The sequence below is a fragment of the Bacillus sp. FJAT-25509 genome (assembly GCF_001420605.1).
GTDB lineage: Bacteria > Bacillota > Bacilli > Bacillales > Bacillaceae_G > Gottfriedia.
Genome location: NZ_LJIZ01000038.1, coordinates 214734 through 239150 on the forward strand (window position 1 = coordinate 214734; position 24417 = coordinate 239150).

At 32.7% G+C, this 24417-nt stretch carries 20 protein-coding genes and 2 pseudogenes; 21 read left to right on the plus strand and 1 reads right to left on the minus strand.

The window, feature by feature from the left end:
- The first annotated feature begins 28 nt into the window (after positions 1-28).
- The 15 genes and pseudogenes from AN960_RS22940 to AN960_RS23010 all read left to right on the plus strand — a co-directional run bounded on the left by AN960_RS22940 (position 29) and on the right by AN960_RS23010 (position 13483).
- Positions 29-781: pseudogene (locus AN960_RS22940) on the plus strand (SDR family NAD(P)-dependent oxidoreductase).
- Positions 782-841: 60 nt separating this feature from the next.
- Positions 842-2454: pseudogene (locus tag AN960_RS22945) on the plus strand (long-chain-fatty-acid--CoA ligase).
- A 205-nt stretch (positions 2455-2659) separates the two neighbouring features.
- Entirely contained in the window at positions 2660-3229 is a 570-nt protein-coding gene (locus AN960_RS22950; protein WP_056476909.1) for a TetR/AcrR family transcriptional regulator, read from the plus strand.
- Positions 3230-3303: 74 nt separating this feature from the next.
- Positions 3304-3705: an acyl-CoA thioesterase gene (locus AN960_RS22955; protein ID WP_056476912.1), complete on the plus strand. Its 402-nt coding sequence runs from the start codon at positions 3304-3306 to the stop codon at positions 3703-3705.
- 31 nt (positions 3706-3736) lie between these two features.
- Positions 3737-4804 (plus strand): phosphotransferase family protein, encoded by a 1068-nt coding sequence (locus AN960_RS22960; protein WP_056476915.1) that lies wholly within the window; start codon positions 3737-3739, stop codon positions 4802-4804.
- Positions 4805-4828: 24 nt separating this feature from the next.
- Positions 4829-5608 (plus strand): enoyl-CoA hydratase/isomerase family protein, encoded by a 780-nt coding sequence (locus tag AN960_RS22965; protein WP_056476918.1) that lies wholly within the window; start codon positions 4829-4831, stop codon positions 5606-5608.
- Between the two features lie 21 nt (positions 5609-5629).
- Positions 5630-6610, plus strand: a complete 981-nt coding sequence (locus AN960_RS22970) for a quinone oxidoreductase family protein (RefSeq protein WP_056476921.1) — start codon at positions 5630-5632, stop codon at positions 6608-6610.
- A 51-nt stretch (positions 6611-6661) separates the two neighbouring features.
- Positions 6662-7840 carry an acyl-CoA dehydrogenase family protein gene (locus AN960_RS22975; RefSeq protein ID WP_056476924.1) on the plus strand — a complete coding sequence of 393 codons (1179 nt, stop codon included), beginning with the start codon at positions 6662-6664 and terminating at the stop codon, positions 7838-7840.
- A 19-nt stretch (positions 7841-7859) separates the two neighbouring features.
- Positions 7860-8618: a 3-oxoacyl-ACP reductase FabG gene (fabG, locus tag AN960_RS22980; protein ID WP_056476927.1), complete on the plus strand. Its 759-nt coding sequence runs from the start codon at positions 7860-7862 to the stop codon at positions 8616-8618.
- A 20-nt stretch (positions 8619-8638) separates the two neighbouring features.
- Positions 8639-9088, plus strand: coding sequence for a MaoC family dehydratase N-terminal domain-containing protein (locus AN960_RS22985; protein ID WP_056476929.1), 450 nt, complete (start codon positions 8639-8641; stop codon positions 9086-9088).
- Positions 9085-9489: a MaoC/PaaZ C-terminal domain-containing protein gene (locus tag AN960_RS22990; RefSeq protein WP_056476930.1), complete on the plus strand. Its 405-nt coding sequence runs from the start codon at positions 9085-9087 to the stop codon at positions 9487-9489. Before AN960_RS22985 ends, AN960_RS22990 begins: the two co-directional genes overlap by 4 nt.
- Positions 9490-9630: 141 nt before the next feature.
- Positions 9631-10557 carry a hypothetical protein gene (locus AN960_RS22995; RefSeq protein ID WP_056476935.1) on the plus strand — a complete coding sequence of 309 codons (927 nt, stop codon included), beginning with the start codon at positions 9631-9633 and terminating at the stop codon, positions 10555-10557.
- Between the two features lie 365 nt (positions 10558-10922).
- Positions 10923-11987 (plus strand): undecaprenyldiphospho-muramoylpentapeptide beta-N-acetylglucosaminyltransferase, encoded by a 1065-nt coding sequence (murG, locus tag AN960_RS23000; RefSeq protein WP_056476937.1) that lies wholly within the window; start codon positions 10923-10925, stop codon positions 11985-11987.
- A 98-nt stretch (positions 11988-12085) separates the two neighbouring features.
- A complete protein-coding gene (locus tag AN960_RS23005; protein ID WP_056476938.1) occupies positions 12086-12910 on the plus strand; it encodes a GNAT family N-acetyltransferase in 825 nt (274 codons plus the stop codon).
- 123 nt (positions 12911-13033) lie between these two features.
- On the plus strand, positions 13034-13483 hold the full coding sequence (locus AN960_RS23010; RefSeq protein WP_056476939.1) for a dCTP deaminase domain-containing protein: 450 nt from the start codon (positions 13034-13036) through the stop codon (positions 13481-13483).
- A gap of 51 nt (positions 13484-13534) precedes the next feature.
- Here AN960_RS23010 and AN960_RS23015 read toward each other — a convergent pair whose 3' ends face one another.
- Positions 13535-14929 carry a peptide MFS transporter gene (locus tag AN960_RS23015; RefSeq protein ID WP_056476940.1) on the minus strand — a complete coding sequence of 465 codons (1395 nt, stop codon included), beginning with the start codon at positions 14927-14929 and terminating at the stop codon, positions 13535-13537.
- Between the two features lie 685 nt (positions 14930-15614).
- Here AN960_RS23015 and rsgA point away from each other — a divergent pair.
- The 6 genes from rsgA to gabT all read left to right on the plus strand — a co-directional run bounded on the left by rsgA (position 15615) and on the right by gabT (position 24416).
- Positions 15615-16661, plus strand: a complete 1047-nt coding sequence (gene rsgA, locus AN960_RS23020; protein WP_056476941.1) for a ribosome small subunit-dependent GTPase A — start codon at positions 15615-15617, stop codon at positions 16659-16661.
- A 485-nt stretch (positions 16662-17146) separates the two neighbouring features.
- Entirely contained in the window at positions 17147-17884 is a 738-nt protein-coding gene (gene liaF / locus AN960_RS23025; RefSeq protein ID WP_056476944.1) for a cell wall-active antibiotics response protein LiaF, read from the plus strand.
- Positions 17881-18897, plus strand: a complete 1017-nt coding sequence (locus AN960_RS23030) for a sensor histidine kinase (protein WP_056476945.1) — start codon at positions 17881-17883, stop codon at positions 18895-18897. The genes liaF and AN960_RS23030 overlap by 4 nt, the downstream gene beginning before the upstream one ends.
- 11 nt (positions 18898-18908) lie before the next feature.
- Positions 18909-19547, plus strand: coding sequence for a response regulator transcription factor (locus AN960_RS23035; RefSeq protein WP_056476946.1), 639 nt, complete (start codon positions 18909-18911; stop codon positions 19545-19547).
- A 136-nt stretch (positions 19548-19683) separates the two neighbouring features.
- Positions 19684-22881 (plus strand): DEAD/DEAH box helicase, encoded by a 3198-nt coding sequence (locus tag AN960_RS23040; protein WP_056476947.1) that lies wholly within the window; start codon positions 19684-19686, stop codon positions 22879-22881.
- 170 nt (positions 22882-23051) lie between these two features.
- Positions 23052-24416 (plus strand): 4-aminobutyrate--2-oxoglutarate transaminase, encoded by a 1365-nt coding sequence (gene gabT, locus AN960_RS23045; protein ID WP_056476950.1) that lies wholly within the window; start codon positions 23052-23054, stop codon positions 24414-24416.
- The last annotated feature ends 1 nt before the right edge of the window (position 24417 follow it).

Below are 24417 nucleotides of genomic sequence, written 5' to 3' on the forward strand. Positions count from 1 at the left end.
TTAAATGACAGATTGAGAGAGGGTCGAAATGAGACTAAAAGATAAAGTCGCAGTTATTACAGGCGGAGGTAGTGGTATCGGGCGTGCTACAGCTATCCGCTTCGCAAAAGAGAGAGCAAAAATTGTTATAGCAGACATTAATGAAGTTACTGGTGAAGAAACGCTAGGTATCATAAAAGAACAATATCCAGAAGCTATTTTCGTTAAAACGAATGTTGCCGAAAGTAAGAGCATTCAAAATTTGATGATGCGGGCTGTTGAACATTTTGGTAGAATTGATATTTTGTTTAACAATGCTGGAATAGGGAACTCCGAAGTAAGAAGTGTAGACTTAGCAGAGGAGGAATGGGATCAGGTAATTGATATTAATCTAAAAAGTGTATTTTTAGGCATAAAATATGCAATTCCTGAGCTGAAAAAATCTGGCAGTGGTGTGATTATAAATACAGCTAGTTTACTAGGCTTAAAAGGTAGGAAATATGTAAGTGCTTACAATGCTTCTAAGGGTGGAGTAGTCTTATTAACACAAAATGCAGCATTGTAGTACGGAAAATATAATATTCGAGTAAATGCAATTGCTCCTGGAATAATCGATACAAATATTATTAAGGAATGGAAAAATGATGAAAGAAAGTGGCCGATTTTATCCCGTGCAAATGCACTTGGTAGAATAGGGACTCCTGATGAAGTCGCATCTGCTGCACTATTTTTAGCATCCGATGAAGCATCGTTCGTGACTGGAGCAACGTTATCAGTTGATGGTGGAGGATTAATATTCTAATCTATTAGATTTGAAAAGTTGTTTAAAACAATATTCATAATCAGAAATGGAGAGTTATGTATGTCAACAAATAAAGTTTGGTTAGCTCACTATCCTGAATATATTGCAAAAGAACTATCAATTCCAACAAAATCAATTCCAGAAATGTTTAATGAAACTGTCGATCACTATCCTAATCATTCTTGTTTATCATTTTATGGTAAAAAAAATACTTATAAAGAAGTACAGTCGGCTGTTAATAGATTTGCTTCTGCTTTACAAAAAAATGGCATTCAAAAAGGTGACCGTGTAGCAATCATGCTTCCAAATTGTCCACAATATGTTATTTCATATTATGGAATTCTTACTGTAGGTGGTATCGTAACCCAAATAAACCCAATGTCGGTTGAAAGAGAACTAAAGGAATTATTAAATGATTCAGGAACTGAAACGATTGTTGTATTAAATAGTTTGTACCCAACCGTCAAACCGTTAATTGAAGAAACGAACTTACGGAAAATTATCGTAGTAAATTTAACTGGTACAGAAGAGTATTATGGCGAAGGCGTTCCATTTGGAACATTTTTGCAAAGCGGAGATCAAGAGTTACAATCGATTCTCATGAAGATGTTGCAATTCTTCAATATACGGGTGGAACAACTGGACGTTCAAAAGGAGTCATGCTAACCCACCGAAATCTCTACGCAAATATAATGCAGCAAAGCGAATTTTTTAATGGCGCATTTGATCCGGGTCGTGAGCGGGTTTTATCCATCATACCGTTTTTCCATGTTTATGGAATGACAGTATGCATTAATTTAAGTGTTTTTATGGCAAATGAAATGATTATCCTTCCACGTTTTGAAATTGAAGAAGTTTTAAATACGATAAAAAATGAACAACCTACGCTATTTCCAGGTGTTCCAACTATGTATATTGCATTAATTAATCATCCTGAGTCTGAAAAATACGCGATAGATGCGATAAAGCTTTGTAATAGTGGAAGTGCACCGATGCCAGTAGAACTAATGAAGCAATTCGAAAAAAAGACAGGTGCTACTATTTTAGAAGGCTATGGATTATCTGAAGCATCGCCAACGACTCATAGTAATCCTGCATTTGCAACAAGAAAGCCTGGTACTGTGGGAATCCCATATCCATCAACTGATTCAAAAATCGTTGATATAGCTAGCGGATTAGACGAAGTTCCAGTTGGTGAAATTGGTGAATTAATTATTAAAGGTCCTCAAGTGATGAAAGGCTATTGGAATTTGCCAGAAGAAACTGCAAATACAATTAGAGATGGATGGTTATATACTGGTGATATTGCGAGCGTCGATGAAGATGGATACGTCTCAATTTTAGATCGAAAAAAAGATATGATTATAGCAAGTGGCTTTAATGTGTATCCACGTGAAATCGAAGAAGTAATTTATGAGCATCCTTTCGTAAAAGAAGCTGTAGTAATAGGTGTACCCGACTCTTATAGAGGTGAGACAGTTAAAGCAGTGATTGTACTTAAAGAAGATAAACATCTTACCTTAGAGGAAATGAAGGAATACTGCAAAAATCATTTAGCGACATATAAAGTTCCAAGAGTGATCGAATTCCGAAATGAACTACCAAAAACGAATGTTGGCAAAATATTAAGAAGAGCTATTAGAGAAGAAGAAAGCTCGATCAGGCAAGTATAAGGAAAGAATGTATTTATGGTATTACTTTTGATACTGCATTTCATTAATACTATGCATAAGTAAAAATAATAAGTATCTTTCACAAGGAACATCTATAAATATAGTAAGATGTGATGTCCTTCTATTTAATTATTTAGATTATGATAAAACCTTCCTTGTACTATGATATAATTCTATTGAATTTTTAAGATTGCGAGGACATCTAATGAAACAAAAAATAAAGGAACACTCTATACAGCTATTTGATAAAAAAGGATTTACGAGTACATCCATTCAAGATATCGTCGAATCGATCGGAGTTACAAAAGGAACTTTTTACTATTATTATACAAGCAAAGAACAGCTTCTTATGGAAATTCACCTTCAATTTATTGATGAAGTATTAAATGAACAAGAAGAAGTTATTAATGATGCAAAGAAAAGCTTTTCAGATAAGCTATTTGAAGTCATTTATTTAAGCTTAATGGACATTAAAAAACAAGGCCCAAGCGCAAAAGTGTTTTATCGTGAAATGAGACATTTAAATCCTGAAAGTTTAACAGAAATTAAGGCTAAAAGGGATTTATATCGATTTAATATTGAGAAACTTCTGAATGAAGGAATTAAAAATGGTGATTTAAGATCAGATTTAGATGTACCAATCGTTTCATTCGGTATTTTAGGTGTTATGAACTGGAGTTATGAATGGTATAACGCAGAAGGACAAAAAAATGCATTTGAAATCGCGAAGTCATTCCAAGAAATGATCTTAAAAGGGATTAAAGTAGGGGAGTAGTTTCTCCTTCTACTTTACATACCGACTAGTTAGTATTGGTAAATACAAAATAATTGATAAAGGTAGGTTGTTTTATGGAAAAATTCACCGTAACCCCTAGATTTTGTGAAACGGATGCATTAGGTCATATTAACAATACTAGTTACTTTATTTATTTAGAAGAAGCGCGAATTAAATTCTTCCAATCTCTTGGCTATTCAATGAATCTAGATGATTGGAAGTTTATTCTAGCGTCTACAAAATGCGATTTTGTAAATCAAGGTCACTTTAATCAAAAATTGTCAGTATCAACTTATATTTCAAAAATAGGAAATAAAAGCTTTCATCTCGAACATGAAATTTGTTGTGAAGAGACAAATCAAATGATTGCTACAGGTAATGCGATCATCGTATTTTTTAACTTTAAAGAGCAACGTAGTGAAGTACTTCCAGAAGTTTTTAGAGAGAAGTTAGATAGGCATTTAGTTGTGAAATAAACTGGATTTTCTAAAGCGAAGGAGGGGTAATATGGCTGAAAAGGTTGAATTAGAAACGATTCAAGTTCGTAAAGGTGAAGAGTTAAATCCTCATGTTCTACATAAATTTTTAGAAAAAAATATTGATGGTCTTCCAGATGGAGAATTAACAATTCGTCAGTTCTCAGCGGGTCATTCAAACTTAACTTATTTACTAAAAATTCGAGAATGGGAGGTTGTGTTAAGACGGCCACCACTTGGCCCAGTTGCCCCAAAGGCACATGATATGAAAAGAGAATTTCGGATTTTATCAGAAATACATCCCCACTTTTCGGCTGCACCTAAGCCGATTTTATATTCAGAAAACGAAGTAATCGTAGGTAGTCCATTTTTCATAATGGAAAGAAAAAATGGTGAAGTATTTGACTCATCATTTCCTCCACATTTAAACGTAACGATTGAAGATCGTAAAAGATTATCTACTGTAATGGTAAATAAGCTGGTAGAGTTACACTCCATAGACTATACAAAAACAAAACTCCTAGAAATAACGAAACCTGAGAATTTTATGGAAAGACAAGTTAACGGATGGATTGGACGTTATAACAGAGCAAAGACTAGTGAAATTGCCGAGGTTGATCGACTAATGAGTTGGTTAATCAATAATGTACCAAAAAATCATCACTCATCAATTATTCATTATGATTTTAAATTGAATAATTCAATGTTTAGTCATGATTTAAAGGAAATGATTGGACTATTTGATTGGGAAATGGCAACAATTGGTGATCCCTTAGCTGATTTAGGTGTAGCTTTATGCTATTGGATTCAAAATGATGATCCAGATTTATTAAAATTTGGATTAGGTAAACCACCTGTTACGATTCAAGAAGGATTTATTACAAGAGATGAATTTATTGAAGCATATGCAAAGAAAAGTGGTAGAGATTTATCAAACATACATTACTACATGGCTTTTGCTTATTTTAAATTAGCAGTAATTGTTCAACAAATCTTCTATCGATTTAAAGCAGGGCAAACAAGTGACCAGCGTTTTGCAAAGTTTGACCAATTCGCAGAAAATTTGATTAGGATTGCCAATGATCTAGCAGTTAAATAGATTCATATAAAGGGAGTGTAATAAATGAGTAATCAACATTTATTAGTAGAAGTTAAAGCGCGGATATTAACTTTAACGTTAAATAGGCCAGAAAGTCTAAATTCTTTTAGTTATGAAATGTTGAATAGTATGACTGAAGCGCTTAATCAAGCAAATTTGAATCCGGAAATTAAAGCAATTGTACTAAAAGGTGCAGGTCGTTCATTTTCAGCAGGTGGAGATGTTAAAACGATGGGAAACGTTACTCCAAATGCAGTATATGAGCATATAGGAATCTTAAATACAGTTATTAAAACGATTCGTGAAATCGAAAAACCTGTTATTGCTTCAGTTCATGGTTTTGCAGCTGGTGCTGGTTTTAACTTGGCTTTAGCATGTGATTTAATCATCGCAGCAGACGATAGTAAATTTGCTTTAAGCTTTTCTCAAGTAGGATTAATTTCAGATGGAGGCGGTTCTTATTTCCTACCAAGGTTAATCGGTCCATATTTAGCAAAACAGTTTTTCTTTACTGCAGAGCCAGTTCCTGCTGAAAGATTGTATCAGCTAGGTATGATTAACACACTCGTACCACCTGAAAATTTAGCTGTGGAAACAGTAAAATTTGCAAATAAAATAGCCGCTGGACCTGGAAAAGCAAATGGTATGATGAAAAAATTAATTAATCAATCTTTTACATCAACATTAGATGAAATGCTAGAACTTGAAAGAATTACTCAGCCATTAATGGTAGCAACTGAAGATCATCAAGAAGGTGTTGCTGCATTTAAAGAAAAAAGAAAAGCGATTTTTACTGGAAAATAAAAAACTGAGAGGAAGTTTATAATGCAATCAATTCAATTTAAACAATTTGGTGGCCCTGAGGTATTAGAAAAAGTCGAACTTGCAAGACCAGTACCAAAGGGAAAAGAAGTATTAATTGAAGTGCATGCAGCAGGTGTCAATTATGCTGATACAGCGCGAAGAGAAAATCAATATGTAGTTAAGACCACTTTGCCATATGTACCTGGTGCTGAAGTTGCTGGAGTCGTAGTGGAAATTGGAGATGAGGTTAGTTCAGTTAAAATTGGTGATCGAGTTGTTTCAATGTTGGAATGTGGTGGATACTCAGATTTTGCCTTGACTGATGAGCGTTCGGTAATTCCTTTACCGAACAAAATGGATTTTAAAATAGCCGCTGCATTACCCGTCCAAGGATTAAGTGCCTACCATATCTTAAAAACAATGGGGATGCTAGAACCGGGAGAAACCGTTTTAGTTCATGCGGCAGCTGGTGGTCTAGGTACTTTAGCAGTGCAATTAGCGAAGCTTTTTGGAGCTGGCAAAGTAATCGCAACAGCAAGTACATCCGAAAAATTACAGCTAGCAAAAGAGATGGGCGCTGATGTATTAATCAATTATACCGAAGAAGGTTGGGAACAAAAAGTACTTGAAGCTACAAACGGAAAAGGTGTAGATGTTGCCTTAGAGATGGCAGGTGGCGATGTTTTTTATAAAACATTAGACTGCTTAGCTTATTTCGGAAGATTAGTTATTTATGGTGTAGCAAGTGGCCAGCAAAGTAAGTTTTACCCGTCCTCTTTAATGGCAAAAAATCAATCAGTCATCGGGTTTTTCTTACCACCTCTTTTGAGAAAAAAGGCATTAATAAAACAAAGCTTAGAAGAGTTATTTACATATTTAGCTGAAGGAAAATTAAAGATCACGATTGGAGAAGTATTTCCATTAAGTGAAGCAGCCAATGTCCATACGATATTGCAATCAAGAAAAACAGTAGGAAAAGTGATTTTAGAGCCGAAAAAATAATGAATTTTTGATATGAAAAACTTTGATCAGATCGAAACGGGGGAAATTTAAATGCATTTACGCCTGACTGACGAACAAAAAATGATTCAAAAAACAATTCGAAAATTTGTTGAAAAAGAATTAATCCCTTTAGAAAATGAAGTACTTAGAAATGAGCGTGAAGGTAGACCAAGCTTAGATCCGGTAGTTGAAAAGGAACTTCAATTAAAAGCGAAAAAAGCTGGTTTCTGGGGAATTAATACACCTACTGAATATGGTGGTGCTGATTTAGGCCAAATGATGTTAGCAATTATTTATATGGAAATTTCAAAAACATTCGTTCCTTTTAAATTCGGTGGTTATGCGGATAATATTTTATTTTATTGTAACGAGGAACAAAAAAAGAACTACCTTATCCCTACAATAAATGGCGATAAAAAATCATGCTTTGCGATGACGGAGCCTAATGCGGGTTCTGATACTCAAAACATTAAAATGACCGCTATTAAGGATGGGAATGAATGGGTATTAAACGGTGAGAAAACATTTATTACAGGTGGAAACGAAGCAGATTTTGTAATGGTCATTGCAATTACGGATAAAGAAAGACATCAAAAAACTGGTGGAAGAGATGGTGTAACTTGTTTTATAGTAGACCGGGACATGGGTTGGAGATCTGAATTTATTCATACAATGGGCGAATGGGGACCAGCTGGTTTAGTATTTGAGAATGTCCGTGTGCCTGAAGAAAATATTTTAGGTGAATTAAATGGTGGATATAATTTAGGACTTGAATGGATCGGATTTGCAAGATGGATTGTAGGGGCTACAGCTGTTGGTGCCGCTGAGCGTTTATTACAAATGGCCATTGACTATTCAAAAGAAAGAGAAACTTTCGGAAAACCAATTGCCGAACGACAAGCTATCCAATGGCAAATAGCGGATTCTGCTGTTGAAATAGAAGCTGCTAAATGGCTTGTATTAAATGCAGCATATACACTCGATCAAGGAGAAGACAATAGGCATTTAGCTTCAATGGCAAAACTTTATGGTTCGAATATGGGAAATCGAGTTGTTGACCGTGTACTTCAAATTCATGGTGGAATCGGTTATACAAAAGAACTTCCAATTGAAAGATGGTACCGTGAAGCAAGATTATGGAGAATTTACGACGGTACTGATGAAATTCAACGATTAATCATTTCACGTAATTTACTAAAAGGACATGTCAAATTAGGACAATACGTTTAAAAGATAAGGAGTGAGGAAAATGGGAGGAAGATTCGAAGGTAGAGTAGCCTTTATTACAGGTGGTAGTAGAGGGATTGGTAAAGGTATTGTAGAATTATTTGCAAAAGAAGGTGCAAAAGTAGCCATTATTGATGTAAATGAAGAAGCACTATCACAAACTGCTTCAGAATTTAAGCAGTATGAACTATTCACTAAAGTTGCAAACGTTACAAACTCCAATGAAGTTGAAACTGCTATGAAAGAAGTAAATGATACATTCGGTTCAATAGATATTGTAGTCAATAATGCAGGTGTTATTCGCGATAATTTATTATTTAAAATGACAGACTCAGATTGGGATACTGTTATGGATGTACACTTGAAAGGTTCATTTAATGTTGTACGTGCTGCACAAGTCTATATGGTTAAACAAAAATATGGAAGAATCATTAATATTTCTTCAACATCTGCACTTGGTAACCGTGGACAATCAAACTATGCAACTGCAAAGGCTGGTTTACAAGGTCTAACGAAAACACTTGCAATTGAACTTGGGAAATATGGAATCACATCTAACGCTGTGGCACCAGGATTTATCGAAACTGAAATGACGAAAGAAACGGCAAATCGAATCGGTATTACTTTTGAACAACTAGTTGAGGCAAGTTTAAGCCAAATTCCAGCCGGAAGAACAGGCAAACCAGAAGATATTGCAAATGCAGTTGCTTTCTTTGCCGATGAAAAGTCTTCTTATGTAAATGGTCAAGTTTTATATGTTGCAGGTGGACCTAAAGCTTAAAAAAATTGAGGTGAATATAAATGTTTAAATCGTTTATCGGTAAACGCTCTAAATCAGTTGAAAATACAGTAGAACGTGGTGCAGTGAAAAAATTTGCTGAAGCAATTGGGGATTTACATCCAATCTATGTTGACGAAGAATACGGAAAACAATCAAGGTATAGACAAAATATTGCTCCGACGACTTTTCCAAGAGTATTTGACTATGGGAAAATAGACAATTTTAACCTACCTAATGTCGGTCTAATTCATGGTGAGCAAACATTTGAATATAAAAGACCACTTTTAGTTGGTGAAACCATTAATTGTTATACAGAGATTAATGATTATTATGAAAAACGTGGTGGGCATGGGTTTATGGGTTTTCTAGTACTGTCAGATAACGGAGAAGATCAAGCAGGCAATATGATATTTACTACTAAATCAGTTGTTATCATAACTGAAGAGGTTAGGAAGGTGCTTTCGGTATGACGACAGTATTAGATTTGCAAATTGGCGACTCATTAAAACCAGTCGTACTAGAACCAGTATCTCGAATTGATTTAATAAAATACGCAGGAGCTTCGGGTGATTTTAATCCTATTCATACAATTGATGAAGAAGCAAAGAAAGCTGGTTTACCTGGAATTATTGCACATGGCATGTGGACAATGGGAAATTTAGCGAAGCTTTTTTCAGATTATTTAGAAGTTGGCTTTATTGAAAATTACTCCATAAGATTTAAGAATATGGTATTTTTAAATGATGTAATCACATTAAATTCAACACTTGAAAAAGTTGATGAAAACAACCTATATTTTAAAGTAAACGCAAAGAACCAGAACGATGTAACTGTTATTACTGGTAAAATTTTATTTAAATTATATGAATGATACTGCATCAAATTGGGACTTCTAAAAGGAGTCCCTTTTGTATTTTACAATTTCGATTTCATTAATGTTAATTTTACAATAAATAGGATTTGGATACAGTGGATTTACACATAATATTAAAAAACGAAATAGGTGAGAAAAATGGATCTTTCATTTGATAAATTATTAGAGCAATTTGATTTGAAAAAAAATGAACACCAAAAAAATTTGCATAAGGTTAACAAAAGAATAGATGAAATAGAGTCTCATATGGAAGAAATTAAAAAGCAATTACATAATTTTGACCATCAAATTGTTAATATAGAAAAAGATTTAAAAAGTACTCTATCAATGATTAACAGTGAAAATGAATCAAGTTCACACCACAATATAGATCATAACGAAGGACATTACGAACAAAATGATCATCAAGATCATCACAAACATCAAGATCATCACAATCAGCATGAGCAGAACGAACATCACAAGCATCACAGAGGTCACGAACACCATCCTGATCATCCTAATTGGGCTGAAAATCTTATACATAATGTGGAGGAATTTTCAGCAAGTATATTTGAACCTAATCATGAAGGTCATAAAGAGCATAAAGAGCATCAAGGACATCAAGAACATCAAGAACATAATCAACAGCATGAGCATGAACAACATAAACAAGAGGTTCAAGAGCATCATGAACATCAAGAACATGAACATTTCGAGGAAAAGCAACATAACTCAAGAGTTGCAAATAGGAGAAAGTATAATAATCAAAATATAGAAGATATTAACCAGTACTCTGCAAGTACGATGGACGAAATTGAATTGAGCGGGATAACATCTGGATTAACGAGTTTTAATCAAAAAAATTATTCAGAATTATCGTCTTCTAATACAAATCATAATGAAGAAGAACACCAAAATCACAATCATGCTCACAATCAAGATAATGACTCTAGTCAAAAGAAGACATCCGAACAATTATTAGAAACCGATTTTTCAGATTTATCAATTGATGATTGGGAGGATTCTACTACGAACTTATCGATGTCAGAATGGTTTGAAGTAGATCCTAATGATAAAAGATAAAATCGCTTGATCTGATTAAATGATTTTGGAGCGAAGTGGTTATCTATTTGATCTATTAGCCAAATCAGTAGTGAGATTCAACAACATAGAGTTAGTTACAAATATATTTGCAACTGAACAAATGCATTACTTCTAAAAAGTGAAGTAATGCATTTTTGCTTTATAGAGGAAATACACTCTGATTTGGTGAATTTATCAAGAGTATACTTTGCCTAATTATGCATTTTTTAGCTATGAAGGTTCATAAAGATATAAAATTGAGAATAAATAGAGAGTTAATATGTGGGGGCGATAAAGATATTCCAGTCCCAGTATGGGCTTTGTGAAAATTTTTGATTTGAATAAGAAAATAGATTGGAGATAATATGTCTAAGAAAAAGATTGTATTTACCGGTGGTGGTTCTGCGGGGCATGTAACACCAAATATCGCCATTATAAATGAGTTGAATAAAAATGATTGGGATATCCATTATATTGGATCTAAAAAAGGAATTGAAAAGGAACTAATAAATAAAATTGATATACCTTATTATGGGATCTCAAGCGGAAAATTAAGACGATATATAGATTTTGAAAATATTATTGATATGTTTCGGGTAATAAAAGGCTGTCTTGACGCTAGAAAAGCATTAAGAAAAATTAATCCGAGTTTAGTTTTTTCAAAGGGAGGCTTTGTTTCTGTACCAGTAATTATTGCTGCTAGCACATTGAAAATTCCAATATTTATACATGAAAGTGATATGACACCAGGACTTGCAAATAAAATTTCTCAGCGATTTGCTACAAAAATTTTCACGTCTTTTGAAGAAGCAAAAAATTATTTTCCAAAAAATAAAACAACTGTTATTGGTTCTCCAATTAGAAAGGAACTATTAAATGGTTCAAGACAAAAGGGCTTAGACTATCTTCATTTTAAAAGCTATATACCAATATTAACAATTATGGGTGGTAGCTTAGGCGCAAAGAAAATCAATGAAACGGTTAGAGAATCATTACCGGATCTAACGAAAAAGTATCAGATTGTCCACTTATGTGGTAAAGGAAATGTTGATGAAAGTTTAAAAAATATTGAAGGATATAAGCAATTTGAATATGTTCATGACGAGCTAGCTGATGTATTGGCCGCATCTCAAATGATTATCACAAGAGGTGGGTCAAATGCAATATTTGAATTTTTAGCGTTACATAAACCGATGTTAATTATCCCACTTACGAAAAATCAAAGTAGGGGAGACCAAATATTAAATGCAAATTCTTTTAAAGAAAAAGGCTTTGCATTAATGATGGAAGAAGAGGAATTAACGAACAAATCACTACAAGAATCAATTGAAGAACTTCAAACTAAAAAAGACATTTTCATTACAAATATGAAATCATCGAATCAAAGTAATGCACTAAATGTACTTCTTGAGGAAATAAATAGAAATTGATTCTATTAAAGCATTCTTCTAAATAAAGGAAGAGATGCTTTTTTGTTGAATAACTCTAAAGTGACTAAAAGAAATAGTGTAAGAAGAAGGTGGAAAAATTGATTACAGAAAAACAATTAAACGAAATCAACATATTACAAGAAACATGCGAGAAATTTGATGAAATAACTTTAAAGTTAAACTGGGAAATGTTAAGAAATCGAAGAAATGATGTTAAAGAAGATTTCTTTTACTATGAAGAAAATCAACTAGTAGGATTTTTAGCAACTTACTATTTTGGAGAAAAAGTTGAAATCTGTGGTATGGTTCATCCAGGTTTTCGCCAAAAAGGTATTTTTTCTAGCTTGTTAAATGAAGCGCTAAATGCAATATCTCCAGTTACTACGATTTTATTAAATGCTCCTGAAGCTTCAACATCAGCGAAGGAATTTATTAGAAATCAAAAAAATTGTTCTTATTCTTTTTCAGAATATCAAATGGCTTGGAAAAACCAAGAAGTAAAAGAATTTACACCAATCGTTAAATTCACGAAAGCAGAGCAATTAGATTTCTCTTTTATTTCAAATTTAGATGTTGTATGTTTTGGATTTGAAAAAACTGATGCCGAGAAATACAATCAGCGCATCATAGATGAACCAGATCGTGATTTATTTATTATAGAAGTAAATGATGAAAAAATTGGTAAAATGAGTTTACTACGTGAAAATAATGAAAGTTGGATTTATGGTTTTGCGATACTTCCAGAATACCAAGGTAAGGGATATGGGAAAAATGCATTACTCCAAACCATTCAAAAAGAAAATGAGATTGGGAACGAAATTCATCTAGAAGTTGCTCTAGAAAATAGTAACGCGAAGAAATTATATTTAGATTGTGGATTTAGACAATACAACACTCAAGATTATTATAAAATTAGCCAATAATTTATAGTAAGAGGTCGTCTGTTTGTTCAGACAGCCTCTTTTTTAACTTACTATAATAATTTTATCATTATGAAAATTTCTATGTTACACTAGAAAAGGATTAAATGGTAAAGGGTGAAAGATTTGGAAAAAATAAGAGGATTTGAAGTAGCAAAAGGATTTGAAAACTGTGGAGTGAATCTTCCTAAAAGAGCAACTACTCATGCAGCTGGTTATGATATCGAAAGTATTGAAGAGACGATTATTAATCCAAACGAGATCAAACTTGTTGGTACAGGATTAAAAGCGTATATGCAAAAAGACGAATTTTTAGCATTATTTGTACGCTCGTCTACACCGTTAAAGAAAGGTTTAATGAAAGGAAATGGGGTAGGGGTTATTGATTCAGACTACTACAGCAATCCTTCAAACGATGGCCATATTATGATGCAATTAATAAATGTATCAAAGGAGCCTGTTATCATTCAAAAAGGTGAGAGAATTGGACAAGCTGTTTTCCAAAAGTTTTTATTAGCTGATGAAGATTTTGCAGGGGAAGAACGAGTAAGTGGATTTGGAAGTACAGGCAAATAATATAGAAATAAAAAAAGAACTCGATATGCTCGAGTTCTTTTAATTTTGTAATTAGTCTAACATTCTTGCAAGTTTTGGTGATAAAGCAAGTAAGATTAAGCCTGCTACGATTGCTGCTCCACCTACCACTAAGAATACTTGTAACATTCCAAGAGTTGTTGTAAATGCAGCTAATTGACCACCAACTAAGTTTGCAATGAAACTTGATGATAACCATACACCCATTAATAATGAAGCAAGTTTAGCAGGTGCATAACGAGATACTGCAGATAAACCAACTGGTGAAAGTACTAATTCAGCAATTGTATGGAAGAAATATGTCATAATCATGAATAACATGTTTGCTTTTACAGTAATATGATTTGGATCAGAACCTGTTTTCATAACCGCCATAATCGTAAATGCGAAACCAATACCTAATAGGATAAGACCCATTGCCATTTTCGCAGGAACACTAATGTTTTTACCATTTCTTGCCATTTTAATCCAGATCATAGAAAGAACTGGAGCGAAAAGCATAATGAATAATGGGTTAACAGATTGGAACCATGCAGATGGTACATTGAAGCTTCCAACTTTAAGATCTAAGAAACGTTCAGTATAAAGCGTTAATGATGAACCAGCTTGTTCAAATCCAGCCCAGAAAAATACTACGAATGCAGCTAAGATAAAGATAACTGTAGTACGTTGTTTTTCCTTTTTAGTAAGAGGAACATCCTTAACAGATTTGCTGTTACCCTCTTGTACAACTTTAGCGTTAGGTTTAGTACCTAAATCACCTAAATATTTTTGAGCTAATACGTTGAAAATAATTTGACCAATAATCATACCGATCGCAGATGCTAAGAAACCATAACGGTAACCAAATAAATCATCGCCAGCAGCATTTTTAGACATAAATAAAGTTTGTGCTAAATAACCAGTAACAAGTGGAGCAAAGAATGCACCTAAGTTGATACCCATGTAGAAGATTGTGAATGCACCATCACGACGTGGGTCATCTCCTTCATAAAGTTCACCAACAATAGTTGAAATGTTTGGCTTGAAGAAACCATTACCGATAATCATTAAAATTAAACCAAGATATAAACCTGTTGAAGAATGAATACCGAATAATGCGATATTACCAGCTGCCATAATAATACCACCAAGAGTTATAGCAGCACGCTTTGCAAGGAAATTATCTGTAATCCAACCACCAATGATTGGAGTGAAATATACTAGTCCAGTAAATAATCCATAAAGTTGTAGTGCCCAAGCATCCTTAAATCCAAGTCCACCTTGAACTACTGAAGTTGTTAAGTAAAGAACTAAAAGTGCACGCATTCCATAATAACTAAAGCGTTCCCAAGCCTCAGTTGCAAAAAGTAAGTAAAGGCCAGGTGGGTGTTTCGTTTTTTGATTTTGCTCGTTTGATGAAACGTTTTGTTTTGCTGCTACGCTCATGCAAATTCCTCCCTCATAAGTGCTATTCTGTGTATTTTTCTGTATGAATATTTATTGTCGTCAATTCATATACTATTCTGTCAATTTATTGTAAAAAATAATTTCTGAATTCAACAAATTTCGACAATTTAAGTTAAAAAAAATTTCTAACTATTTTCATCAGAACAATGCTACTAAATTTTTATCTAGATCCGCAAAAATAACTTGGGACCAATTTACTATTTTAGTATAACACATAATAGCGTATCTCTGTAAAGTTTTTTATATTGTCAGACAAATCTTGCAATACTGATTTTTCTTATTAAACTAGTATTTTTAGATTTTGTCGATTGACCTGTATTAGTACAGCCTGAACAAAAAGACCTATATCTAAATAATAATAAATTTTTTAAATATTTCAAGGGTTTTTATTATTTTTTACTTTAATATTATAAAAGTTTAATTAAACAAAAAAGTGGGAATTGTCAAAATTTGTCGAAATAATAATAGAATGTTTTGTCCTTTTTTAATATTCAATTAATTCGTATGGACGATTTTCTAAAATTTGGATATACTAAAAGTACTATATATGAAACGGAGTGATGAATATGGGAAAGTTAATTAATTTAGTTCAGAAGAAGGTAAATATTAGAGGACAAAAAATGGAGTAAATCTTCATTATTGTCCTTATACATTGGAGGACAAAATGAATTTAAAACAATTAGGTTGGAACGAAGCGTTCGGAGAAAAGGATCAAAATACTATAGTTGCGAGAGTTATATCTGAACAAAGACAAATTTATAAATTGCATGATGGAGAAAATGAACTAACTGGTGAAGTTTCTGGTAAATTTCAATTCCAAGCAAAAGTGAAAAGTGATTATCCATCTGTTGGTGATTGGGTTGTAATTGAACCGTTAAAAGGTGAAAACAAAGCAATTATTCAAAAGGTATTGCCAAGAATTAGTCAATTCTCAAGGCAATCTGCAGGAGAAAAAATAGAAGAACAAATAGTAGCTGCTAATATAGATTACGTGTTTTTAGTAATGGCATTAAATAACGATTTTAATATAAGAAGATTAGAACGTTATTTACTTGTTGCTTATGATAGTGGAGCTAGTCCAATTATTATTTTAACAAAAAAAGATTTATGCACCGACCTACCAACCAAAATTGAAGCAGTTGAAGAGATTGCATTTGGTGTACCGATTTATTCTGTAAACAGTACAAATGGAGAAGGTATTGAAGAGTTGAAACAGCTCATAACATCCGGGAAAACTGTTTCCTTACTTGGTTCTTCAGGTGTTGGTAAATCTACATTATTAAACGCGTTAATCGGTGAATTAATTCAAATAACACAGGACGTACGTGAAGGTGACGATCGCGGTAAACACACAACTACACACCGCGAACTATTTTTCCTACCATCTGGCGGAATGGTCATCGATACACCTGGTATGCGAGAATTACAGCTTTGGGGTGGAGAAGAGCATATAAGCTCGACATTTACAGATGTCGAAGAATTAGCTAAATCATGTAAATTCTCAGACTGTACACATGAAAACGAACCAGGATGTGCAGTCAACCGAGCAATCGAAAACGGCGAACTAGATCAACAAAGACTCACAAGCTATCGTAAATTAATGAGAGAATTAGCGTATGCAGAACGTAAACAAGATGCATCATTAGCTAGACAAGAAAGAGATAAGTGGAAAAAAATTAGTAAAATGATGAATACTAAGTCTTATAAATAAGAGAGAAGAGTATTTATACTCTTCTTTTTCTTTTGAAATTTAATAGTTCATATGTTTTTCTTAAGATATGTAACATGGCTAGATGTCTGAAATTCGTAACACTTAGGGGTTCATGAGTAAGTAAAAAGACAAAAAGCGACGATTTAGTAACTCATAAAGGGTTCATGAGTAAGTAAAAAGGAAAGAAAACGAAAAATACTAACTCATAAGTGGTTCATGAGGAAGTAAGCAGGCAAAAAAACGATAAATACAAACTCATACGGGGCTCAAGAATAAGTAAAAAGTCATAAAAACGAAATTAACTTACCCAATAGAAGTCCAAGGGTAATTACTTTAAAAAATCTCAGTCCTAAGACCGAGATAAGACAATACTTAAGTTTGTATCAAAACAAACAAGAAATAGATAAACTACATAGTAGGATAGTTAATAACAAAAGCTTTCAATTGCTATTAACAAGCTAGTTTAGTGAATAGAGGAGAGCTATATGAAGCGATTTAGACGATTGTCTAGCAATGAATTAACCGGATTATTATTCATAATTGCAGGCATAGGATTATTATTTGATCTATTTTTAAATCCTTTTGCAATAATCGCAGCTGGAGTAGGTATTTATTTATTTCAGTATGGGGCGAAAAAAAGAAAAGTTTACCCATCTACATCTGCGAATATCGCGTTTTTTGGGGGAATTATTTTATTCATCAGTAATGTATTCCAATTGAAATCGATCCTAGGAGTATTATCATTTATCGTGATCTATGTGGGATATTTAATATTTGTTAATTCGAAATTTAATGAAAGAGTCATTGTACCAAACATGGTTAAAACAACAAATACAGGTGTCTTTGAAACAAAATCTCTCATTTCAAATCGTTTTTTTACAAATATCCATTTAAAGAATGATTCATTTGAATTAGACGATGTAGATTATTATTTTGGAATAGGAGATGTCATAATCGATCTATCAGAGTCATTTATTCCTGAAGGAGAGACAGTGTTGGTATTAAATGGAATCATCGGTAATATTACTTTATATGTGCCGTATGATTTAGAAGTTTCGATCCAGCATTCTACTTTATTTGGCAAAGTTAATATCCTTAAAAATAAATTGAATGGGTTTAACAAGAATTGTAAGTTCACTTCGAATGATTATAAAGAAGCTTCAAGAAAGTTAAAAATTGTCACTTCTTTAGCAATCGGAAATATTGAGGTGACAAACAAATGAAGATCGATAAGGGTATCTTTTTATCAATATGTCTTGCTGCATTTACATCAAGTATTTTAATTTGTGGAGTTGTGTATTATTTCATAGATCATACTTTCCTTGATAAATTGTTTCTGTATAAAATTGGCAATTTTTCTTTACTATTAATATTATTTGTAGCAATCATAATTATATCAATTGTTTATAGTACAGCGGTTTTGAGCACGATTCGTCATAATGAAAAAGCTTTATTGGAAGGTATAGTAAAGGCAGAAAATGGAATTTATCATAAAGAATCAGAACATTCAATTCGGTCAATTGATAACGAAATCGAATTAAAACTTCAAAAAATATCTAAACAAATTGAAGATTCAAGGAAGACTGTTCAAAAATTAGTAGATGAAAAGAAATTAATTGAATCTCAGACAATTGAAGATGTCGTAACGAAAGAGCGTCATAGACTAGCAAGGGAATTACATGACTCAGTTAGCCAACAATTATTTGCGATTTCGATGATGATTTCTGCGATTAATGAACTTGGTGAAACTACGTTTAAAGAACAATTACAATATATTGAAAAAATGGCGATTAATGCTCAATCAGAAATGCGTGCACTTTTATTACATTTAAGACCAGTTCAGTTAGAAGGTAAAAGCTTAAAAGAAGGTGTAGAAAAGCTTCTAACTGAATTAACAAATCGTCAAGCACTTCATTTAAAATGGAAAATCGATGATATTTCATTGTCAAAAGGTGTAGAGGATCATTTATTTAGGATTATTCAAGAAGCATTATCGAATACTTTAAGGCATGCAAATGCAAAAACTTTTGAAATACGAATTAGAAAAATTGAAGATTTTGTATTAGTTCGAATGATTGATGATGGAATCGGATTTGAAGTCGAGAACCGAAAAACGGGTTCGTATGGATTGCAATCAATAAGTGAACGTTCTTCTGAAATTGGAGGAACGGCAAAAATAGTAAGTATACCAAATAGAGGAACCCAGATTGAGGTAAAAGTTCCAGTAATTGAATAGAGGTGGGAAATTTGATCAAAGTCGTGTTAGTTGATGATCATGAGATGGTAAGAATGGGTGTTTCTACATATTTAAGTACTCAATCTGATATTGAAGTGGTTGGTCAAGCAAGTAATGGAAAAGAAGGCGTAGAACTTGTATTAGAAAAACGTCCTGATATTGTATTAATGGACTTAATTATGGAAGTTATGGATGGAATTGAAGCGACAAAACAAATTATTTCAAAATGGCCAGAAGCAAAAATCATTATTGTTACAAGCTTTATTGATGATGAAAATGTATATCCAGCAATTGATGCAGGTGCAATTAGTTATATGTTAAAAACATCTAGAGCTAGTGATATTGCTAATGCAATACGAACAACTCATAAAGGTGGCTCAGTTTTAGAACCAGTTGTTACTGGGAAAATGATGAATAGAATGAGAAAATCTACTCAACGTGAATTACATGATGATTTAACGGCTAGAGAGCAAGAAGTACTTCATTTAATGACTGAGGGTAAATCAAATCAAGAAATCGCCGATACTTTGTTTGTTTCATTAAAAACGGTTAAAACGCATGTAAGTAATATTTTAACGAAATTAGAAGTCGTTGATCGAACTCAGGCCGTAATTTATGCTTTTAGACATGGAATTGTAGAACAAAAATAAATTTATTTGCAAAAAGAAGTCAAAAATGGCTTCTTTTTTTCTATTTTTATAAGATTTGAAGCAATATTTTAGATAAATAAATAATTAATGGTAAGATAGTTATATTCGTTTTATTTATTTTGGAAGGAGCAGTTAATTGAAGATAAAATTAAATAGTAAAATCATAAAAGAACGCTGCGGTACAGTCTCCTTCAAAAGGGGTGACTCTTTTTATCGCGCAAATAAAGTAAAAATCGAAAAATATAAAAATGATGCTTGTACAGCTACAGTTATAGGAAATGAAGATTTTACCGTTAATGTCATAAAAGAAGAAAATGATGATTTTTATTGTAAGTGCACTTGTCCAAAACTAGCTTCAATTAAAACGGATTGTCAACATATAGCTGCCGTTTTAATTTCGATTTTTGAACGTCAGAAACAAGAGGAAAATCATACAGAAATAGATTTTTTTATAGAAAACACCGATTTAAATAGGACAAATGGTATTTTAGAACTTTTTCATGATCAAACGTTACGTAAAAGCGAACAATTAAGACATTTTGACAATAGGAAAGTAATTGATTTTGAGTTTATTTGCGAAGTCGTTGAAATGAGTGAAGCCTATAAAATCCTTGGAATAGCTATGGCATTTGGAAAAAAGAAAGTAGAAAATCTACGTAATTTTTTAAGGGATGTTAAAGAGGGGAAACCAAGTGAAATTTCGGCTGATCTTATTTTTGACTCTAATTTACATTGTGTTCAAAATGAAGTTAATCGTATTTGGGAACTTTTAATAAAGTTGTTAGATGATGAAAAAATGTTTAATGATCCTCTAACTATGAAAAATGAATACATTTTCATTTCTCCGACAATTTGGAGCCAATTCATTAATTTATTAACAGTTACAGAAAACGTTACGATAATTGAAAACGGAATATCATTTAATGGAATTTCATTTACCGAAGATAAATTACCATTGGAATTTGAAATTGAGCAAGTAGATGATCAATACTTTTTAACATCAGCAGGAATTGATAAATTAACGATAATGGAGGCCTATTCAACAGTCTTATATCGTGGAAGAATCTATAATCTTAAAGTAGAGGAATTTAATCGACTTGTTGAATTAAAGCAAATATTTAAAAACACAGCACATGAAAAAATAAATATACCAACAGACCAAATTCATCTTTATGTTGAGAAAGTAATTCCAGGACTTATAAAACTTGGTAAGGTGCAAATACCTACATCATTATCAAACCAATATTCAAATACCCCGTTAAGAGCAAAGCTATATTTAGATCGTATAAAAAATAAATTACTTGCAGGGCTTGAATTTCATTATGATCGCATAGTGATTAATCCGCTAGATAAAAGAGAAATCCAACTTAGTAAAACGTTAGTTAGAGATGAAGAGAATGAATTAGAAATATTACAATTAATGGAAGATAGTTCTTTTTCGAAAACAGAAGGTGGCTATTTCTTACAAAATGAAGAACTTGAATACGAGTTTTTAAGAAATAGATTACCTAAACTTGAAAAGCTTACTGAAATTTATGCTACGACCGCAGTTCGAAATAGAATTTTTAAAGAAAATAAGAAACCTCAAATACGCGTCAATTTAAAAAGAGAACGAACGAATTGGTTGGAATTTAAATTTGAACTAAATATTCCTGAGAAACAAATCAAAGAAGTATTATTAGCACTAAAAGAGAAACGGAAATATTATCGATTACATGATGGTACATTATACTCGCTTGAAACGAGAGAATTACAAGAAATCAGGCGATTTTTAAATGCAGTACCTGAGCAAGAATTTGATTATGAAAGTGTATTAAACTTACCGATAAAGAATGGACTATATTTATTAGATTCTGCGGAAGAAACTAGCTTATTTAAAATTGAAGATCGTTTGCATCATTTTTATGAGAGTTTAATCAATCCAAATGAAGTAGTAGAAGAAGTACCCAATACATTGAAAAATCTTTTAAGAGATTACCAAATTTTTGGATACAAATGGATGAAGAATTTAGCTAAATTTGGATTTGGAGGAATTTTAGCTGATGATATGGGATTAGGTAAAACAATTCAAAGTCTTACTTATATTCAATCCGTTTTAAACGAAATCCGTTCATTGAATGCACCAATTCTAATCGTTTGTCCTACCGCATTAACGTATAACTGGTTGAGTGAAGTATTCAAATTTGTACCAGAAATTCAAGCCCTTGTCATTGATGGAAATAAAAATGAGAGGCTGAAAATACAAAAAGAACTAGTCAATATTGATGTATTAATTACTTCTTATTCGTTGTTAAGAAATGATATAAAGTGGTACGAAAAGCAAAAGTTTCATACAGTATTTTTTGATGAGGCTCAGAATTTTAAAAATCCTTTTACTCAAACAGCTAAAGTCGTAAAAAAGCTAAATGCTGATCAAAGGTTTGCATTAACAGGTACTCCAATTGAAAATTCACTCGAAGAACTTTGGGCAATTTATCATGTTGTTTTTCCTGAATTATTTGGAGGGTTAAAGGAATTTAGCAATTTGACTAAGAAAACAATCTCTAAAAGAGTTCGACCTTTCTTATTAAGAAGATTAAAAGAGGATGTACTTAAGGAACTTCCAGAGAAAATCGAATCGAAGGAGTCTGTTGAATTGTTACCAGACCAAAAAAAAATATATGCAGCATACTTAGCAAAACTACGACACGATACACTAAAGCATTTAGCCGTGGATAAATTTACATTAGGCAAAAATCATATAAAAATATTAGCCGGTTTAACGCGTTTAAGACAAATTTGTTGCCATCCTGCCTTGTTTATCGATGGTTATGAAGGTAGTTCAGCTAAGTTTGAACAGCTATTTCAAATAATTGAGGCATCAAAAATAGCCGGTAGGAGAGTATTGATATTCTCTCAATTTACGAAAATGTTAGGTTTAATTGGTAGGGAACTATCAATAATGGGAGAGCATTTTTTTTATCTAGATGGACAAACTCCGTCAGAAGAACGTCTATCGATCTGCAATCGATTTAATGCTGGTGAACATAACTTCTTCTTAATTTCATTAAAGGCAGGAGGAGTGGGGCTCAATTTAACTGGAGCTGATACAGTTATTCTTTATGATAATTGGTGGAATCCTGCGGTTGAAAACCAGGCAACAGATCGAGCATACCGTTTCGGTCAATTGAATGATGTTCAAGTGATCAAGCTAGTTGCTAAAGGAACGATTGAAGATAAAATGAATGAATTACAAGAGAAGAAAAAGCAATTAATAGGAGAAATTATTGAAACGAATGGAAAAGCTTCATTTAATTTAACAGAAGAAGATATTCGTGAACTATTAATGTTTTAAAATAAATTGCCGCTCGCTTGAGTGGCTTTTCCCTTTCCGTCGAAAAAGCTCTTGGCCTCATTTTATTTCATTCTTAAATGTTTGAAAGCGAGTATATTAATAATGAAGCTAATAATTTAATAAATTCATAGATTGAAAATGAAATTATTTATATGAGAGGGAGAGTTAGCATGAGCAATAATCGAAAATTTGTTAATGTCTCAGCAGGAGTTCCAGGACCAAAAGGTAAAGAACTTATCGATTTACGTAGCGAGTTTGTTCCAAATGGTGTTGGAAATAATACACCTGTTTTTGTAGAAAAAGCAAACGGTACGATCGTTGAGGATGTTGATGGAAATAAATTTTTAGATTTTGCTGGAGCGATTGGTACTTTAAATGTAGGACATACTCCAAAGAATGTTGTACAAGCGATTAAAAATCAATCAGAGCGATTAATCCACTCTTGCTTTCATGTAGGAATGTATAAGTCTTATATTGATTTAGCTAAAAAATTAACTGAAATAACGCCTGGGGATTTTTCTAAAAAAACCATTCTATTAAATAGCGGTGCTGAAGCAGTAGAAAATGCTGTTAAAATTGCGAGGAAGTACACAGGTCGTTCAGGAATTATTTCGTTTACTCGAGGATTTCATGGGCGGACTTTATTAGGGATGTCTTTAACAAGTAAAGTAAAGCCATATAAATATAAAATGGGACCATTTGCTCCTGCTACATATAAAGCTAAATTCCCTTATTTATCAAATAAACCAAAAGAGTTATCTGAAGAAGAATATATTAATTTTTGTATTTCTCAATTTAAGGATTTTCTTTTAACAGATGTGTCACCAGAAGAAGTTGCTGCAGTAATTATGGAGCCCGTACAAGGGGAAGGGGGATTTATTGTTCCTCCAAAAAAATTTGTAAAAGAAGTATATAATATTTGTAAGTCACATGGAATTTTGTTTATAGCAGATGAAATTCAGACAGGATTTGGGCGAACGGGTGAATTATTTGCATCAACGATTTTTGAAATTGAACCAGATTTAATCACAATGTCAAAATCAATCGCAGCGGGTGTACCAATTAGTGCAGTCACAGGTCGTACTGAAATAATGGATGCTGCATCACCTGGTGAACTAGGTGGAACTTATGGTGGCAGTCCATTAGGTTGTGTAGCAGCACTCGAGGTGATTGAAAAAATTGAAAGTGAAAAATTATGGATTCGAGCTAGAGAGATTGGCGAAAAAATTAAATCATTTTTTGAACAATTGAAAAATGATTTTCCAATTATTTATGACATTAGAGGACTAGGAGCGATGGTAGGTATTGAATTTGTAGATCCTACTACTGATCAACCAGCAAAAGAATTTGTTGCAGCATTAACAAAAAAATGTTGTGAAAATGGAGTCATTATTCTTAGCGCAGGTGTTCATAGTAATGTTCTTCGTTTCTTAACGCCTTTAATTATTTCTGACGAGGAATTAGTTGAAGGTCTAGATATTATAAAACAATCAATACATCAAGTTGCTAGTCTACTTGTATCTGAGGTGAAATAGA

Coding starts and splice junctions, on each gene's coding strand:
- AN960_RS22950 (WP_056476909.1), top strand. CDS start 2,660: ATGAAACAAAAAATAAAGGAACACTCTATACAGCTATTTGATAAAAAA.
- AN960_RS22995 (WP_056476935.1), top strand. CDS start 9,631: ATGGATCTTTCATTTGATAAATTATTAGAGCAATTTGATTTGAAAAAA.
- fabG (WP_056476927.1), top strand. CDS start 7,860: ATGGGAGGAAGATTCGAAGGTAGAGTAGCCTTTATTACAGGTGGTAGT.
- AN960_RS23015 (WP_056476940.1), bottom strand. CDS start 14,929: ATGAGCGTAGCAGCAAAACAAAACGTTTCATCAAACGAGCAAAATCAA.
- AN960_RS22955 (WP_056476912.1), top strand. CDS start 3,304: ATGGAAAAATTCACCGTAACCCCTAGATTTTGTGAAACGGATGCATTA.
- rsgA (WP_056476941.1), top strand. CDS start 15,615: ATGAATTTAAAACAATTAGGTTGGAACGAAGCGTTCGGAGAAAAGGAT.
- AN960_RS22990 (WP_056476930.1), top strand. CDS start 9,085: ATGACGACAGTATTAGATTTGCAAATTGGCGACTCATTAAAACCAGTC.
- AN960_RS22975 (WP_056476924.1), top strand. CDS start 6,662: ATGCATTTACGCCTGACTGACGAACAAAAAATGATTCAAAAAACAATT.
- AN960_RS22965 (WP_056476918.1), top strand. CDS start 4,829: ATGAGTAATCAACATTTATTAGTAGAAGTTAAAGCGCGGATATTAACT.
- AN960_RS23030 (WP_056476945.1), top strand. CDS start 17,881: ATGAAGATCGATAAGGGTATCTTTTTATCAATATGTCTTGCTGCATTT.
- AN960_RS22985 (WP_056476929.1), top strand. CDS start 8,639: ATGTTTAAATCGTTTATCGGTAAACGCTCTAAATCAGTTGAAAATACA.
- AN960_RS22960 (WP_056476915.1), top strand. CDS start 3,737: ATGGCTGAAAAGGTTGAATTAGAAACGATTCAAGTTCGTAAAGGTGAA.
- gabT (WP_056476950.1), top strand. CDS start 23,052: ATGAGCAATAATCGAAAATTTGTTAATGTCTCAGCAGGAGTTCCAGGA.
- murG (WP_056476937.1), top strand. CDS start 10,923: ATGTCTAAGAAAAAGATTGTATTTACCGGTGGTGGTTCTGCGGGGCAT.
- AN960_RS22970 (WP_056476921.1), top strand. CDS start 5,630: ATGCAATCAATTCAATTTAAACAATTTGGTGGCCCTGAGGTATTAGAA.
- liaF (WP_056476944.1), top strand. CDS start 17,147: ATGAAGCGATTTAGACGATTGTCTAGCAATGAATTAACCGGATTATTA.